5 protein-coding genes are annotated in these 17,025 nt (G+C 54.7%); all 5 read right to left on the reverse strand.

Annotated features, from left to right (window positions below):
• Positions 1 to 53 precede the first annotated feature (53 nt).
• The 5 genes from G604_RS0111345 to G604_RS0111365 all read right to left on the reverse strand — a co-directional run bounded on the left by G604_RS0111345 (position 54) and on the right by G604_RS0111365 (position 16,905).
• Entirely contained in the window at positions 54 to 12,290 is a 12,237-nt protein-coding gene (locus tag G604_RS0111345; protein WP_028910659.1) for a hypothetical protein, read from the reverse strand.
• Positions 12,291 to 12,293: 3 nt separating this feature from the next.
• A complete protein-coding gene (locus G604_RS0111350) occupies positions 12,294 to 13,328 on the reverse strand; it encodes a hypothetical protein (RefSeq protein ID WP_028910660.1) in 1,035 nt (344 codons plus the stop codon).
• Positions 13,325 to 14,335 (reverse strand): FimB/Mfa2 family fimbrial subunit, encoded by a 1,011-nt coding sequence (locus G604_RS0111355; RefSeq protein ID WP_028910661.1) that lies wholly within the window; start codon positions 14,333 to 14,335, stop codon positions 13,325 to 13,327. The genes G604_RS0111350 and G604_RS0111355 overlap by 4 nt, the downstream gene beginning before the upstream one ends.
• A gap of 13 nt (positions 14,336 to 14,348) precedes the next feature.
• Complete coding sequence (locus tag G604_RS0111360) at positions 14,349 to 16,193, reverse strand: hypothetical protein (RefSeq protein WP_028910662.1); 1,845 nt, start codon at positions 16,191 to 16,193, stop codon at positions 14,349 to 14,351.
• A 115-nt stretch (positions 16,194 to 16,308) separates the two neighbouring features.
• The gene (locus G604_RS0111365) at positions 16,309 to 16,905 is read right to left on the reverse strand and encodes a DUF3575 domain-containing protein (protein ID WP_081657757.1); all 597 of its coding nucleotides are present in this window, start codon (positions 16,903 to 16,905) and stop codon (positions 16,309 to 16,311) included.
• Positions 16,906 to 17,025: the final 120 nt, after the last annotated feature.

Raw genomic sequence — 17,025 nt, forward strand, 5'->3', positions numbered from 1 at the left:
GCCCCTGCATTTGGATGATATTGTGCAGTTAGGACGGCCACAAGGGCCGCACCCTACCTTACCCTTATTTTTTTGCTCTTTCCGTTGACGCTGACGATATAGATGTCGGAGGCGAGAGGATGGGTGACGTATTGACTGTCGGAGGCGGTGGCCTGTTCTACGAGGGCACCGGAGAGCGTGTGGATGGCGACGTGGTCACCATGGTGGATATTCTCGATGAGGAGGCTGCCGTTGTTGCCACGGACCGTCCATGACGGCTCGTCATCCGTATTGTTGTCAGCAGAGCCGTCGGGCCGTACGCCACCGATCTGCAGGGTCAGCCGCTTGTCGTTGTACCCCGCATTCGTTGCAAAGGAATAGGTTCCCTCCGTGAGATCCGTGACATTTCCCGTCTCTTCATCCTTCAGCCATACCTGTTCGCCATTGAAGGCCTCTGTATCGGGAATGCTGACGGTCAGCGTACCGGCTTTCGCGGCCCGGAAGCCCACAGTCATCGGAACACCCGTTGGTGCGTTGCCGGCGAGTTGGAGCGGCAGACCGCTGTTGGTGAGGAGATAGATCTCCGGCAGCGAGTCGTTGAAGGCCTGCCATTTCAATCCGTCGGCCCCCATCGTGTACGTCAGTGTCTTAGGATTGTCAGCGTCGGCATTGACCTCAATGGCGTCGCTGAGGCCGTCGTCACTCTCTATGGTGACATACGGCTTAGCGGCGGGTGTCGCCTTGCTGACATCTTGGTGGAGGAACGTCACCGTCTCAGCATCGCCGATGATGGCTGTCTGCATGAAGTAGCCCTGTCCCATACTCATGGTATTGTCCGACCACGACTGTGTCGTCGCATACTGTCCCTTACCATCACTGGTATAGAGCAGATGCGGCACGTTCATGTCGTAGCCCGTTGTCTGGTCGTAGTGCGACGTGTTATAGCCACTGATGAGGTAGGGGAGTCCCGTGAGGTTCCAACCCATGTTCTCCTCCTTTGTGAAATGGGCGTCGCCGTCCGTTGATGTCGTGTGGTTATACTGCGTCAGCGTGACCGTCTTCGCATCGGCCCCCTCAGTATAAGGATAGGTACCGTTCTGCGCCCCCCATGCCGTGAAGCGCACGGTGGTAGCTGCCGACATCGGTGCGGCGAGCTCAGCGAGCCAGCCCTGTGTGGCATCGACAGTATGGGAAGTGACGGACTCCCAGCAGGCGGAGTTCGTCTCCCGGAAGCTGTAGTCCCATGAGGAGCGCTTCTCACCGTTATAGGTCATGACCTCCTGGATATCCGTGAAGGGCGTCTCCGTGACCGTACCGTCCGTAGCATTGCCCGCTACTGTGATGGCGTTGTCGGCATCGAGGGCATAGGGGAAGGCCATGAGGGCGTACTGTGTGCCACTGTCGAAGGTATGATCTACGGCGACATAGGCGGCATGGATGATGTTGCCGTTGCCATAGAGCGAGGCCCCCGGAGCGAGGTAGAGGTAACCCGGCATGAATGCGTTGTTATCGGTGAAGAGCTGCTGTGTGTCATCGCTCGTGCCGAGACTCAGACTGCCGTTCTTCCCGATATACACCACGGAGCCCTCATGGGGATAGCGGTTGTTCGTACTCGTCGCATAACGGTGCTGCCCTTCAGCGATATGCCACGTCTCGAAGCAGCCGAGGTCGACAGTGTTGGCGAGGAGACGCGGGTTGCCGAGGAGGTCACGGTCCGTGGCATAGTCGATGGCCGACATATATCCGGTCGGGATCTCACCCTGTCCGAGTTCTGTCACGGTCGATGATACAGGGTTCGTTACCCCACTGTTCTGTGCTGTCTGCAGGCCGGCGTCGAGGGCCGCGCTCTGTTCATGCAACTGGAAATGATACGGCGTATATTCCGTCAGATAGGTCGGCAGTGTGTAGGCATTACCTGTGTTCAGATAGGGCGCAAAGGGATTGCCCGTCTGCGAGAGGATCGTGTTCGTCGTGGCCGTCGTGTTGTTGAGGTTCAGCTTTTTGATGAGCTGTGCCTTCGCGTCGGCCGTGTTGTACGTGATACTGTTCTCCACGAGTCCCGTGCCGCCGACAGCCGTCTGTCCGTTGACATCAGCGATGACGGTACCGTTGAGCAGCATAGCCTTCGTGCCGAGGGTGACGACAGGCGTCGTGGTGCTGCCGACGGCGTTGCCCTCGATCAACGCGTTGTAGAGCAGACCACCCTGGAGGTTGACGACGGACGGCATCGTGCCACCGGAGGCTGCCGCTATCGTGTTGCCGTGGACATAGACCTCACTGAGGAGGAGTTGCTGATACGTGTTGTCGGCGATGTTGATGACCGGCGACGTGTTCTTATTACTGTTACGTACCTCGAGGCCCGACACGGCGACAGGATAAGAGAAGGAGTTCGTGCCCGTCTTGATACCCGCTACGACCGTTCGGTGTGTCGTCTTGGCGAGGAGGCCCGGCCGTTCAGCGCGTACCGTACCGAGAAAGGTCATCAGTGCGGAGAAGCGCTCGTCAGTCGTCATCTGCTCCGTGATCTTCGGCATGGTGAGGTAGTTCGGGTCGATACTACCAAGGACGCTTACACCATTGCGCAGCGTGATGTTCTCCGTACCGGCATCGGTGCCGTTCTCACCCTTGACGAAGACGAAGGACACCGGGGTGTCGATGTTGTCGGGGTTGAAGGACGTATAGACGGAGGCGGCATCGATGGCGCGCTGGAGCATGCCAGCACCGAAGGCGTTCTGCCATGACAGTCCCGTCATCGTGCCCGACACCTTGTTCGGGTCGACGAAGAGGTAGCGCTGGATATCGTTGTCGATCTCGTAGGCGCCCCGCTCCATGCCACTGGCGTAGAGACGGGACAGGAATGACAAGTCCTTGGTGTACGCTGTATCGGCGAGGAGGGACTTGATATTAGCCTCCGTGAGTTCCAACGTTGTCTTGTCTTTTTGGGTGATGGTCATGCCCGGCACCCATCCGAGGACCTTGCGGGCATAGAGGAGATAGTTGGCGCGGGAGAACGTGCGGACACCCGGGTTGATATGGAAGTCACGCTTTGACGGCACGGCATTGTCGGCATCGACGAAGTTCGGACCACCGAGGGCATCGGTGCTGACATCGGTGAGACCGACATTGGCGTTGTTCTTTGCCTCATCGGTGTTCGTGATGCCCGTCATGGCGTTGTTCTTGATCGAGTCTGTCGTGATGGCGTTGGCATTATCAGACGACGTAAAGCCACTGTAAGGCGTCTTATACCCGCCAATCGAGTCATCGCGCCAGATGATGGAGTTGTATAGGCTCGAATTACCTGTAGCATTGCCCGAGAGCGTGATATGTCCGCCGTTGCGGGCGAAGGTACAGTTGACGATGCTCACGGTATCGGTACTCTCGATGGGGTTGCCGGATCCGGAGTGGAACACGGAGTTAAAAATCAGCGTGCGTCCACCGCCTTGCTCGATACGTACGGCAGGTACCTTGTCGGCACCTCGGGCACCGTTCTGTTCGAAGATACAGTTGCGGATCGTCAACTTCGGGATGTTTCTCCGTCCGACGAGATGCTCCGTTGTCTTCGTTGTCTTGTCAGTACCTGTCTTGAACTGTTCCTTATAATAGATGGCGGCGCCACCCGTCGTCGTTGTCCCCGTCTCGGTATGACTTGCCGTGGCATAGTTGTTGACAAACGTCAGACCATCGAGGATAATCGGAATGGGATAGTTCTCCGGTGCACTCGACTTGGTGATGTTACTGTTATCTATCGTCTCCCCGTCTTGAGAACTGGATCCGTTGCCCTGTGTACCCCACTGTTCAGCATCGGAGATATAAAAGAGGTGTGCCGTATTGTCAGCCGTGGCACCACTCTTCTTATCCATGATCAGCCGCACGGGATATTCCTCGGGATTGCGCACACCCTCTAACTCCTCCGTGTAGCCACCCTCGATGGTGAGACTGTTCGCCATATAGTCATGACCGGAGATGATCTTTTTCTTCAAGGCCACGATGCTGGCGTTGTCGCCCATATGTATCTGGAAACCGATATTGTCCTCGTCGAGGGTATACCGCGGCATGTAGTCGCCCGTGATGATCTTGATCGTCTTCGCATGGTCGTTACGGGAGAGGAGGAGCGTCTCGATAGCGCGCTGGAGGTCACTCGTCGCCTTTTCCGGGGTGGAGCCGTAACTGACGATGTCTGTCGATTCTACCGGTTTGACCCATAGCACATCCGTCTCCGTGCCATCCTCGACAAAGAGTTGTGAGTGCTGATACTCATACACGCCGATGTCTACATAGTCTTTCGTGGCGTTGCTCAGTGGGTCACTGGAGACACGGAGCATGTTACGGGTACTTTCCTCGTTGTTTTCATCGGCATACATCATGTATTTCTCATCAGCCACGGGTAACAAGGTCAGCCCGTAAACATCATTATAATAGTTGGCCGCATCGAAGTAAGCGCCCACACCGTATTCTTCCTTTGTACCGGAGGCAGCCGTACGACTTTGTTTGACGAAGGAAACCTGTCCGTTGTCTACTTTCTGCGTGATCATTCCCCATCCGTTATCGGTGAGGTTGTTGACGCGATAGACAAGCCAGTCAGCACTCTGCATATAACCTTTGATGCCTGCCTCCGTGGAGGGAGAGATGAAGTTAGGACCGTCGGTGGCACTGTTGTCACTGTTGAGGATGATATTATGGTTGGCATTGCCGACCGCCTTTCCGACGCCACTGAGAATGTCCCAGGAGGTGACATCATACTCGCGGTAATCGGTGTTATCGCCTTCAGCATTCGTCGTTGCCGCAAGGCCCTGCCCGTTCTCATAAGCACAGAAATAGAGGGCTTCATTGTCTTCCTTAGGATCCGTGCCATAGTTCATGAGCATCTTGGAACTGGTATGGGTGGAGTCGGTAGCCTCATTGCCCCAGAAGATACTGTTCAGTCCATAGTGATGCTGCAAGCCGCTCTGGACTACAAGCTTATGGGTCGTGGCGTCTTCCTCCCATCCGTTTGGCGTGTAGTTGTAAACGGAAGGATAGGCATAGGCCTTGTTACGCACGGCGTTACAGTTGAGCATATAGATGTGTGATTTGATACCGGCCCAGATAACGCCGCCGTAGCCTGCGAGGTCGTTGCCGCTCTTGCCGTCTTCAAGTTGATTGATGGGTTTGACGAAAGAGCCTATCGCTTTTGTACCATCAGACAGAACCATCTTACCCGTGCCGCGCTGAGCCTCATTGTTGGCGAAGATGGTGTTGGCAACGATGAGCTGGTTTGTCGTGGCGATGGCGCCGCCACCGGAGTAGGTGACGAACTCACGGTCGTAGGACTCATCTTCATCGGGACTCTTCGTATAGTTCTGTACGAAGGAGCAACCGGTGATATCCATGGTGCCGTCGGTGTAGATGGCACCTCCCTGCCGTGCGTTGTTGTTCTCGAAGAGACAGCCGGAGATCAGAAGGTGGATGTTCCGGGGTGCATACTCCATATCGGTGGGGTTGACCTTGGCGTCTGTTTCCTGTTTGATCGGATAGCCGGAGACGAAGATGCCACCGCCCCGATAATACCAGTTCGGATTTACCACGGCCGACTCATAGCCCATGGCGGAGCCGTCACGGATGGTTAGTCCATCGAGGATGATACTACGATGGATAATCGATTTCGTGCATTCATAGTCACTGTGTTTCGTGCGCTCATAAAAGTTGTGGGTTGTCGTCTTCGTGAAGGCCTCATCACTGTACATATCCGGCAGTCTGCCGACGGAAGTCGAGTCCTCATTACACGTGATCACATGATATACGTTCTTCGTCTCCTGGTCGGCACCGACGGAGTAGCCGGAGAGGATCGTCTGGTTCTCCATCTCCCAGGGTTCGACGATGGAGTTCTTGTTCATATCGTAGCGGGCTCGTGCCAGACGCATCGAGTCGGTCGTAGCTCCCGTGAGGGTGATGGTCTCTTTCGTGCCGTTGATGGTCGCGGTGACCGTGGTGTCACGTTTCTCCGCTATCTGACAGTACATCTTCGCCGAAGAACTGGTCACGTCGAAGCCGCCGTAGACAGCCACGCCCTCCGGCATCTCAAAGGTGTTGAGGCGCACTTCGCCCTGGGCACCCCGCATGTCGGTGTAAGGATAATAGGTGCCGCCGGCGAGGAAGATCTCGAAGCGGTGGTTGCGTGCCTTGTCATCTTTGTTTCGTGCATCGACGATATAGTTGATGGCATCGTCAAGACGCATGAACGGGTTGGCGAAGGAGGAGCCGATCTGTTTGTAGATCTTGTCGCTACTGTTCTGCAGGATCAGGGCGTCCGAGGTGTTGATAGCATCGTGATGAACGACGAAGAGCCGGTAGAAGAGGGCGTCGCTCTGTGCCAGGACGTAAGCGTCGTTGATGGCACGGGCGCCGATCTCAACATTGACATTGTCTTTCGCCACGAGGGCCGTGCCGTCGTAAGCCTTCTGTTGCGGACTTTCGGCCGTCTGTGAGAGGCGGGACACACCGGCGATATCGAGGGTGTCAATCTCCGGGAACAGCCGCTCGAGGGTGCGGAACGTAGCGTAAGGCAGGCCTGCGCGTGTGAGGACGGAGGTCTTCTGCAAACCATAATACTGGTAAGGGAATGCCGTCGTCGCCTTACTGTCCGCCTGCCAGCGCACGCCGGCATCAGAGGTCGGCTCGACAGAGATATTGTTGACGCCGGCGACACGGATATTCGTCACGGCACTGTAGTTGAGCGGATAGTTGTTGATGTTCTGTTCCTTGAAGACATTCGTCACGCCGGAGACATCGCTCTGGTCGTTACCTTTGTTCAGCCAGAACACGTTACACAGCGACCGCAGGTTCGTCAGGAAATAGAGTCCGCCACCGGCTGCCGAGGCTGTGTTACCCGTCACGGTACAGTAGCTGACGCAGGCAAAGGTCTTCTCGCTCGCCGTGTCAGGCTCTTCTATGGCGATAGCGCCACCGTTCTTGGCGCTGTTGCTCTGGATGATACATCCCGCTATGAGGGCGTTGTTCTCCAGATAGAACGCACCGCCGTCGCCTGAGGCACTGTTACGCTGGGCGATACAGTTGATGACCGTTGCCCATGACGGAACGACACAGGCACCACCGCGCTGGTTCTCCTCCAAGATACCATTGGCATTGCCGCGCTCGATGATCACTCCGTTGAGCTGCGCACGACTATAACGGTTGTCGGCAGCCACCGCACCGGTGTTCGGCAGATAAGTAGTGATACTGTCGCTTAACAGTTCATATCTCGATTTTCCGTCCGCCCCTTTCACCGTCCGCGGCCTGCCGTTATAGTCGAAGACATAATCGGTGAAGGTCACGACATGATAGACCTGGATACTGTCCGTGCTCGCACTGCTCGTGCTCTGATATTTACCCCAGAGATACGTGGGGTAGTTGATCGGGTCACGGGCCGTGAAGTCACTGTTCCATCCGCCCGACACCTCAACACCGTGGGGCACCTGCAGACTGTAGCTTCGCGGATCCTGCGTGTTACCTTCATAAATGGTGGATCGGCTTGGCTCATAGTGGGTCTCTATGCCTTTGGTTCCGGCGAGTTTGACGACGACATGCCAGTCGGGATGGTCATATTTATACCGTCCGGCATCGTCAAGGACCTGCTGGAGCTTCCGGGCACAGGCCGTGTTCGTCGCACTGCTGGCATTGGCGGAACCTTTCTCGTTCGCATTCTGAGCCACATAGTAAGTAGCGACGTTCACCGTCTTCTTCGTCTTCTTCGTGGCGTCGAGACTGGTATAATAAGAGATCTTCTCCGTCGACTTCTCCGGCGTGATCAGGCTCGAGCCGTTGAACTCATACGCGCCCTTATCGATACGGCAGTCCTGGACACGGTCGGCGCCGGCGATATCAACCGTGACACCGAACTTTGTACTCAGTTCGTCACCATAAGTCTCATCACCCATGTTGATGCAGTTTTTCGATTTATAGCTCGCAGGATTAATACTGTAAGGGTTGTCAGTTACGAAATCTACTGAACCATCATAAGATGAAACAGACATTGTAGTTGTACCGCTTGTAACATTATATGAAGATTCATTAAATAAATTTTGTTTACCACATGCCTGAATATAAGCAGAAACATTGCTTGTACTAAATGTTGATGATCCACTGATAGAATTAGAGACATATACTTTAGTAGTATCAGTGACCTGTGTACGAGCTGTATTTACACCTTCAACTGCATATCCTGTCGTTGGAGATGAATGATAACAGTTGTACATGATTCCTTTCTTACCAATTGCATTATAATAATGCGACCGGTTAACTGCTACATAATTCTCTGCCGTATTACCATATCCAGCATTTCCCCAAAAAATACAATTATAGAATTTTGCAGTACCTACAAATTCATCATTATTCTTCTGAGCATCTACTTGTTTACTATTCAGAGAATTATCCCAAACGCCTGGTGCGACAGCCCGTACTCCGCTTGTCTGATTTTTATTAATCCAACCTACATTATAGGCAATAGTACTGTTATATATATAGGATTGTGAACTGATAAATAGTCCCACTCCTAAGATACTATTACCTTTTTTGTCGGTGTTGTTTTCGACAATCATTGAATTAATCAATGTACCGCCATCCATTCTTACGCCAGCACCACATCCCTGAATAAAGCCACTAAGCGTAAGTTTGTTGTTTCTTATAATACAATCCAAGACGGTTCCATTTTTCATCCAAATGCCGCCACCGCCATAAGATCCGCCTGAGGTTAAATATATTGTATTCTTTCGCACAAGACAGTTCTTGAGTGTCATGTTCTTTCGAATCATGATACCCGCACCTCCATTATCAGCTGAGTTCGTCGCTAAATAGCCATTTTGGATGGTTAATCCTTCCCAAGTGGTGGCATTTTCAAAATCACTGCTTTGCCTGACAACTTGCTTGTTACCTGCTCCATCGAGTATCGTCTGATACTCCGTATGGAGATTGGAGATATCGCGCTCACCCGTCTGCTTTCCCGGGTTGCCATAGGCCTTGAAGCCGCCGTAGACGCTGACACCATTGACCATAGTGACCGTGGCTGCCTCCTTGTAGGTGCCTGCGGCGATCCAGATCTCCTGACCGGACGAGGCTGTATTCAGCGCTTTCGTCAGTGTGGCGAAGGCGGTGCTCCAGGAGGTACCGGCATTGCTGTCACTACCACCATCGGCGGGCGTCCGCACATAGTACGTTGTCCCGGCAGCGGGCAGTGTGGCGTTTTCGATGGCGCCTATGTCGGGCTTGCCGCCAAAGGCACGACTCGTGACGGAGGTGAGGTCAAAGTTGTATTGGATTGCCGGTGAACCTGCCGCATTGACCATCGGGTTCATGTCCATCGGCGTATAGTCGGGGATGCCGCCATAGAGCGTCACGTCGGTGAGGTTCTCGCGCGGACCGATATTACTCACGGGGTTGACGAACTTCGGATAGGTCTTGTCGTTCGTTGACGAATAGCCGAAGACAGGCGTAGCGTTTATATTCGTCAGTGCCGTGGAAGCTGTAGAGATTGACGAATAGAGCGAGTCGACGAGGTTGTTGGAACCCGTGATCGTGCCGTCACCGTTCGTCAGGGCGGCGAGGTTGCTCGCCGTGATGCCGTCGCGGGAGGTCAGCGCCGCCGTGGTGTTGGCATAGATGGCGGAGTTGGAGATGGAGAGCGTCGGGGTGTAGGTCTTGTCCACCGTCACCTTCTTAGCCTCCAAGGGGATGCCGACATTGTTACAGATCGTGCAGTGGTCCATCTTCACCGTGGCGTTGCCGCGGACGGTGATGATCCCCTTGTAGTCTCCCGTTTGTCCGGAGACGATCGACGAGTTGTTATGGAAGATGCAGTTGACGACCTCGACGCCGCACGCTGACGGCGTGCCGTCTTTCTTTGGCAAGGCGCCGTTGACAAAGAGGGCACTGCCACCCTCCGCTGCCATACTATTAGCGAAGACACAGTTGCGGATGACATTACCCGTCATGTCCTTACGGTAAGGCTGATCCGTTGCCCAGTTGGAGATGATGACGCCACCACCATTGGTGTTCATCAAGCGCTGCGTGTAGGAACTCGTCTTTCCTGTCTTGATGGCATTGCCGTAATAGAGTTCGAAACCGTCGACGACAGCATCCCTGACATTGATGAAGCCGACACAGTGGACGGCATTGTAGGTCCAGTCGTCGATGATGTTGCCGGTGATGCGCGAAGGATACGCTTTCGGGTTACGGCCTTCTGTACTTGTACCTTTCAGCGCGGACGGATAGCCACCATAGACGAGCAGACTGTCGGCAAGGCGGATAGCGGCACTCTGCAGGTCTGTCTCCTCACCGAGGTTAGCGATGAGGAACGAGCTCGGACCGGCGGTGTTCATCGTACCTTGCTTGACGAGAATCTGTGTCCGGGCAAAGTATTTCTTGGCCTTTTTGTACTCTTTCATGTAATAGATGGCCTCACTGATGTTCCCCAAGGGGTAGTCCCAGGAAGCACCCATCGTCTTCGTCGTGTCCGACGTGACACGGTTCGGGTCGACGAAGAGTGTAGGAATCTTATCCGTCGTCGAGGAGCCGTCGACGGGCAATAGTTGTGCAAAGGCAACGTTCTCAGCCTTGGCACGGAGGGCGCCGACCGTAGAGACGGGATAGAAGACAGAGTGGAAGAAGTCGTGGGTGACATGCGCCTTACGGTCGAAGTCGGTGATCTTGGTCAGTGTGGAGACCTGCACACCCTTGCCTTTGAGGTACGACACGGCCTGAGGCGCCCAGGACCTCGGACTGAAGGCGATGTCCTTGGCACCGGAGGTGGCGGAAGGCTGTCTGAAGACAACGAAGTTACCATTCTTGTCAGCAACATTGTTTTTGTCTTCCACTGAGTAGACTTGTTTGCGGTAGGTGTTGCTCCAGTCGGTGATATCGTTCTTGTTCACTGCGGTATACTGTACCTCGGGGCGTGTCAACGTTGCCTTACTGTATACCGTGGCAGCCGTCGTAGCATACTGGATATCATTGTTGGCTGCACAGGTGTTGCCCCAGATGACGGAGTTGTACGTCAGTCCCGCGCCATAGACATACAGACCGCCCGTACGGCCGTAACGGTTCGTGCCCACGGTGATGTCAGCACCCGGACAATCGTTCATGACGATGGAACAGTGGTTGATAACGCCACCTTTATATAAGAGCACACCGCCGGCCTCGGTCTGTGCCGTGTTGTTGTTGATGATACAGGCGGAGGCGTAAGGGTCGAAAAGCAATGCTTTATAGTTGTCACTCAGCGGATGCTCCGCCGGCTCATAGCGCATGGCGATGCCACCGCCGATACGCGCGACGTTGTTGTGCACCCACGTATCCTTGACGACACCGTTCTGGTCCTCGCAGATACCACCGCCGTAGCCGTCGACGACACCGAGTCCGAGGGTCTGGTTCTCATAGATGTTACAGCCGATGACGGAGCCGCCGCCATCCATATAGACACCGCCGCCGCGGAGCGAGGCGGAGCAGTTGCGGACGATACAGTTGCTCAGTACTGCCTTCCTGACCATATAAGCACCACCACCCATCGTTGCGGGGTCACGTTCGGCGATGGTCTTGGCACCGGCATTGCCGCCCTGGATGATACAGCCGTCGATAGAGGCGCTGTAGGTCAGCGAGTCGGCATAGTTCGGTCGCTTACTGTCGTTGTAGAACCCGTTGGTGGCGAACCACACGACATGGTAGGAGTTGCCCGGGAAGCGCGTGGTATATTGTTTCTTGACGTCGTTCCACTTGAAGGTCGTCTGGATACTGTTGTGGTTACCTTCGAGGATCGTAGCGTATTTGAAGTCGTACGACATGATCGTGTCTCCGAACTCGGTGATCTTGGCATCGGAATCGAAGGTTGTGTTGACCTCCGTACCTAATCCTGCCGTGATTCTTCGCCAGGCAGCACTGGTGGAGAGGATACGGTCGCCGGGCTTCGATTCGAGACTGTCGGGGTTGAAACCGCCATAGACATGGATCCCCGCGTAGATCTTGAACGAGGTGGAGAGGATTCCTTTGGCACCATTACCTGTACTCTCGGAGGGGTAATAGGTACCGGCGGCGACATATACGGATCCCGAGTGCAGGTTGTTACGTTGCAGGTAGTCGTAGAGGTCATTGATGGCATCTTGGAGGTTGTTCTTGGCCTTGTCCCATGATTTTCCGTCATTATTGTAGGCGCCCCCATTCTTTTCCGTCTTGACATAGCGTATGGTATCGGTCTGGGCGAAATTGAAGAGCGGGAACAGTATCAGTAGAGCGGCGGTCAGGAACCGTCGGAGAAGGGTGTTGATATGTATGTTAGATGTAAGTATCATCATAGTCTACCAAGTATTCTTGATTTGGATCTTTCCCAGCATCCATGGCGTGAAGATGGCCGTTGCTTGTTTGTTGCCAAGACTGATGGTGGTGGAAGGAGAGGACTCCTTAGTGTCCACGCCGTTGGTGAGGGTCATGTTCAGCGTGTAGCTGTCGAGGTCTGCGGAGAAGGGGAGCACGTAGGTCTCGTATCGTCCGTAGTATTGATTGCCGGGATCCGTTGTGACGGTCTCGCTGTATGTGCGGCTGGCCGCCGTTGTATTCTCCATTGGCTTGAAGAGGAAGCCTCCGGCGCTGAGCCCCGTGAACGTGATAGATTTCACATTCGTCGTTGACTGTATCGATGGGTCGACATTCCAGTTGACATCGAGCTTAGCAGCCGTATGGTAGAGGACGATCTCCAGATGCGGCGTATTGCTGGTATAGTCGCTCACGGTGCCGTAGTAGGTTGACGCGTCTGTTGTCTTCTTGAGGTTATAGGGCGTGGAGTAGATATTCTTCAGGGCCTCACCACAGTCGGCATCGGCGACACTTGAAGGCAAAGCAAACGTGGCATCGCGTACCTGATCACTGAGGCTCGTCGCGGTGCTCTTCGTCACCGTGATAGGCTCTGCCGACATGGCGGCATAGACGACGCCTTGGGTACGGTTGGCGGGAAGGTTGATATTGATCTGGTCGGTATAGCGGTAGATGGAGTCGCCGGTAGTCTGGAAGTCGGCGGTAGAGATGACCGTTTTTCTCCATTTCTCTTCGTCGAGTGTATATCCATTCGTGGCATCCATCCCTTCCGGCGTGATGATCTGATCGACGGTCCCTTCATTATTCGTGTTGATCAGATAGAGGTATAGGTGTTTCGGCATGACGAACTTCTCATAGCTGCCGGGGTCGCCGATAGCCCTTGTCTCCATCTGTTGGCTGACCGGAATGGCGAGGATGACGGGCATACGGATGCTGTCATCGCTGACGCCGGCGGTGTCAGACGAACAGGCAGTGAGGAGTGCTGCCCCGAGCGTGATGCAAGAGAAGTAAATTTTTCTCATATATTCGGATGATATTCTCCACCTTTATTCCAGTCGAGTGTGACACTGGCCCCGACGCCTGCCGTACTGGTGGTGACGGCCCCATTGTCGGCGATGGAGATACGGATGACGCGGACGTCACCGGCTTTCAGTGGCCGCTGGACAGAGAGGACGGAGCGCGTGACGGAGTTGTCGGAGCATGTCGCCAGGACGATGACTCGCCATATCGTTCCGTCTGTCCGTGCTGCGTCACCATTGGCTCTGGAGGCCACATCCCGGCTGGGGAAGGTGAGGGCGTGGTAGATTTTCTCGTGTTCCTTGGGTCCGTCGGAGACAGAGGTCCGCAAGAGGGCATCCTCTTCGAAGTGGTAGGTACTGTCGTTGATGGTGAAGGAGCTGGCGAGATCGGTGATGAACATCTGTACGTCCTTGATGGTCTCCGGCTGTGTGGCGACGACCGCCACGGCGGCATTGGCAGGGTAGAGGCGGACGTGGATATCCTCGTTGCTGTTGCCGGTGATCGTGATGTCCTGCCGTGCCGAGAGCAGCGGTTGTTGCTGTGCGATGATGGTGTCGCCCGATGGTTGGACGACGCCCATCTTATTGATATTCGTCGTGTCGACGAGGAGAGCCGCCACCTTATCGGTGCCGGAGACCGCCAGATGGCGGTAGCTGCCGGGGCAGAGCGTCAGCGCCAGTACTTTCTCGTCGCCCTCTATCGTCTGTGCCGAGCTCTCAAAGGAGCCGTCGGCGGCGTTGACGAAGAGCAGTTGCGTGGAATAGCTTGTAGGATGCAGCAAGGGGTTCAACAGATCTGTCAGCGACTCCCGGAGCGTAGCGTCTCCGTCATCGGGCATCTGCTCGGTGATCTGATAGTTGGTGTTGATGACGGCGTGCAGCTGGTAGGAGATGTCGTAGGTCTCATTACAGCCTGTCGTATCGTCATCAATCGAACTGATATAGCTGCATCCGCAGAGGGAGAGCAGCGATGTCAGTGCCAGGAGGAGTTGAACCGTTTTCTGAAACATATCCTACGTTGGTTTACATCGTGACATTGAACGTCAGACCATTCTGCCAGGTCAGGTCAACACTCATACCGATACTCAGGGCCGGCGTGCGAAGATCGGGGATGACATTATAGGCGGCGCCGAGACCGGTGTTGCCTCCGGAGGTGCTGCTGGCGCCTATCGTCAGATTGGCGACGGTGGTGAAGTCCTGCTGGATCACTTTCTCCTTATCAAAGCCGGTGGTCGTAGAGGGCTGCGTGACTCCGGTGTCAGCATCCGGATCGAGTTTGGCGACGAGATAGAACTTGCTGCCGGCGGGGATCACGCCATTGTTGTAGCCACGGAAGGCCCTGCCCGTGTTGTTCTGCAGTTCCACAACCATGTAGATCGGTGTCTTCTCGGGGGTCTCCAGAAGCAGGGTATGATTCGTGATGGAGCCATCCTTGGAGGCGATCATCTTCGTGGTAGTGTTGTCCGTCGTTGTCGTGTTGAGGTCCTTGTCGTAGACGGTATACTGCGTATTGTCCGACGAAGCACTCTGGAAGAGATAATTGACAGCGCGCTGTCCGCCGACGAGGATAGCGGTCACGGGGAATCCGTCGCCCTGCAGGGTCACGGCGGCGCCGTTATTATCGTAGAGTGTCTCACCGGCGAGTTTCACCTTCGTGTCGAGGCGGCCGACGGCATACTGGATCTGATCCTTCAGCGCGATGGAGTGAGTGGAGGAAGTGACCGTTCCGGGATTTGAGGTGTAATTATTCAGAATGTCCGCCCACGATGTTCCGTTTACATATTTATCTTTCAAATCGGCATCACTCGTGGCGATCTGCGTGTTGGCGCGGTACCACAGGCTGATGGGATAGACATAATCCTTCATCGCCGACACGTTTGTACCATCGGTGGTATAGGTGGGGGTACTCTGTGCCGTGAACTTGCTGTCAGCCCATTTCACAGTAGCTGCGCCATCGGGGAGGTTGAGGTTGGCGGGATAGCCGGAGATGGCGTCCGTAAATTTCAGCGTCTTGTCATCAGAATTCAACGAAGCATAGGTGCTGTTTTTGATGGCCGTTGTGATGGCGTCACAGATCGTCTGGTTGGCCGTGGTCTGACTGCTCTTCAGGTCGACAACGGACGTATACAGATCCTGCACGGCGTTCTGGATAGCGTCGGAGGAGCCGGCAGACAATTTGATGAAATTGTCGTAGAGGTTCTTGAGGCCCTTTCCCTGACCGGTGGAAGCATCCACAGAAACACTGCTCCAGCCTTTCGCATTAGCGATAGAGGTCAGATAGGTGGCGATGGCCTCGCCCTTCGTCATATCGGGCGAGGTCGTGATCGGCACCGGTGTGAACGAGATGCCGCTCGGCTTTCCTGCGTCCAGTCCGGCAGCCTTCAGGGTGCCGTATTTGAACATATCGTTAGCTGTGGATGCGCTCGTCCCGGCTGTAGCATCGATGGCCTTGGCATAGAACAGGAAGGCGTTGGTCTCCGTGGGGATGCTGACATCGACATAGACTTTGGCGTTGCCGGTGGAGGTGATCTGGTCACTGGACAGCGTGTTCGGCGTCGTGTTGGGTAACACAATGTTGTTGTCACCATTACGCGTAGCGTCGGTTCCTACCGTCGTCGTAGAGGAGGCAAGCGCGAACGGGATGAGCGTCATGTTGTCCATGCCGCGGAACACCGGTGAGGACTGCGCCTGTGCCGTAGCGTCGGAGACACGGCTCATGGCCTTGGCTCCGGATGTATTGCTCTTCGGCAGTCCTACGGAGAGGGTGAAGGACGTCTTGACAGTATCGGAAGAAGTAGGATGAGGGGTCTCAACCGCATCGTCGGCCGACGAGCAGGAAACCAGGAAGAGAGGCATGCTGATTGCCATCGCTCCAAAAACATAAAACACATTCATTCTCATAGTTATGGTCTTTTTTATGATGATTCTCTTATCTATATTTCTTCTTCTCTTTTTGTTGATGAAGATTCAGATCTGTGGATGGTTAGAAATGCCAGGCTATATTGAAAGCGATCTTAGGTAGCAGGTAAACGCGGTTGACGCGTGCAATAGGATCTCCGCAGTGAGGCCGTTCAAAGATCCGGTAGTGTGTCCACGCCAGATCGAGGGCACCTTCGGCTTCGAGGGTGAAGCCGCTGCCGAGGTTCCAGGCGTACCCGCCAAGGGCGCCGGCGGCGTAGAGGTTTCCCTGGATGCGGTGATGACGGGCATCGGCGAACATCCCGAAGTAATTGAGGTAAATATTGGACAGGTTGTAGTGTAGCCATAGGGCGTCGATGCCGTAGAATGCGCCTTGCCAGGGATGGTCCTTATCCCAATGCCGGGCCTGGAAGTCCATGCTGAGGTGGCGGTATTTGCGGGCTCGCTCGTCATTCTTCGGCCAGGGCCGATAGCCGGTGGAGAGCGCGAAAGACCATGAGGAGTCGGGGAGAATTTCAAAACCGATATTAGGTGTCAGTGTGGCGGAATAGGCCAGATTATGATGAAGGGCAAACTGCTGTGCGTGTGCCTTTTGTGCTATGATCAGTCCTACCAAAAAGAAGAACGAAGTAGCTAAGTATCGTATCAGTTTCGTTCTCATATTCCTAATTTTTTAAGGGTTTGTAAAACTGCTATTCTGCAAGTTCAAGATAGAAGTGCAATCGGAGTTGAGGAATATATTGAAAAAATATATACCATAAAACACCGAGGGGACTGGGGG

It is taken from the genome of Prevotella sp. AGR2160 (assembly GCF_000424185.1).
GTDB lineage: Bacteria > Bacteroidota > Bacteroidia > Bacteroidales > Bacteroidaceae > Prevotella.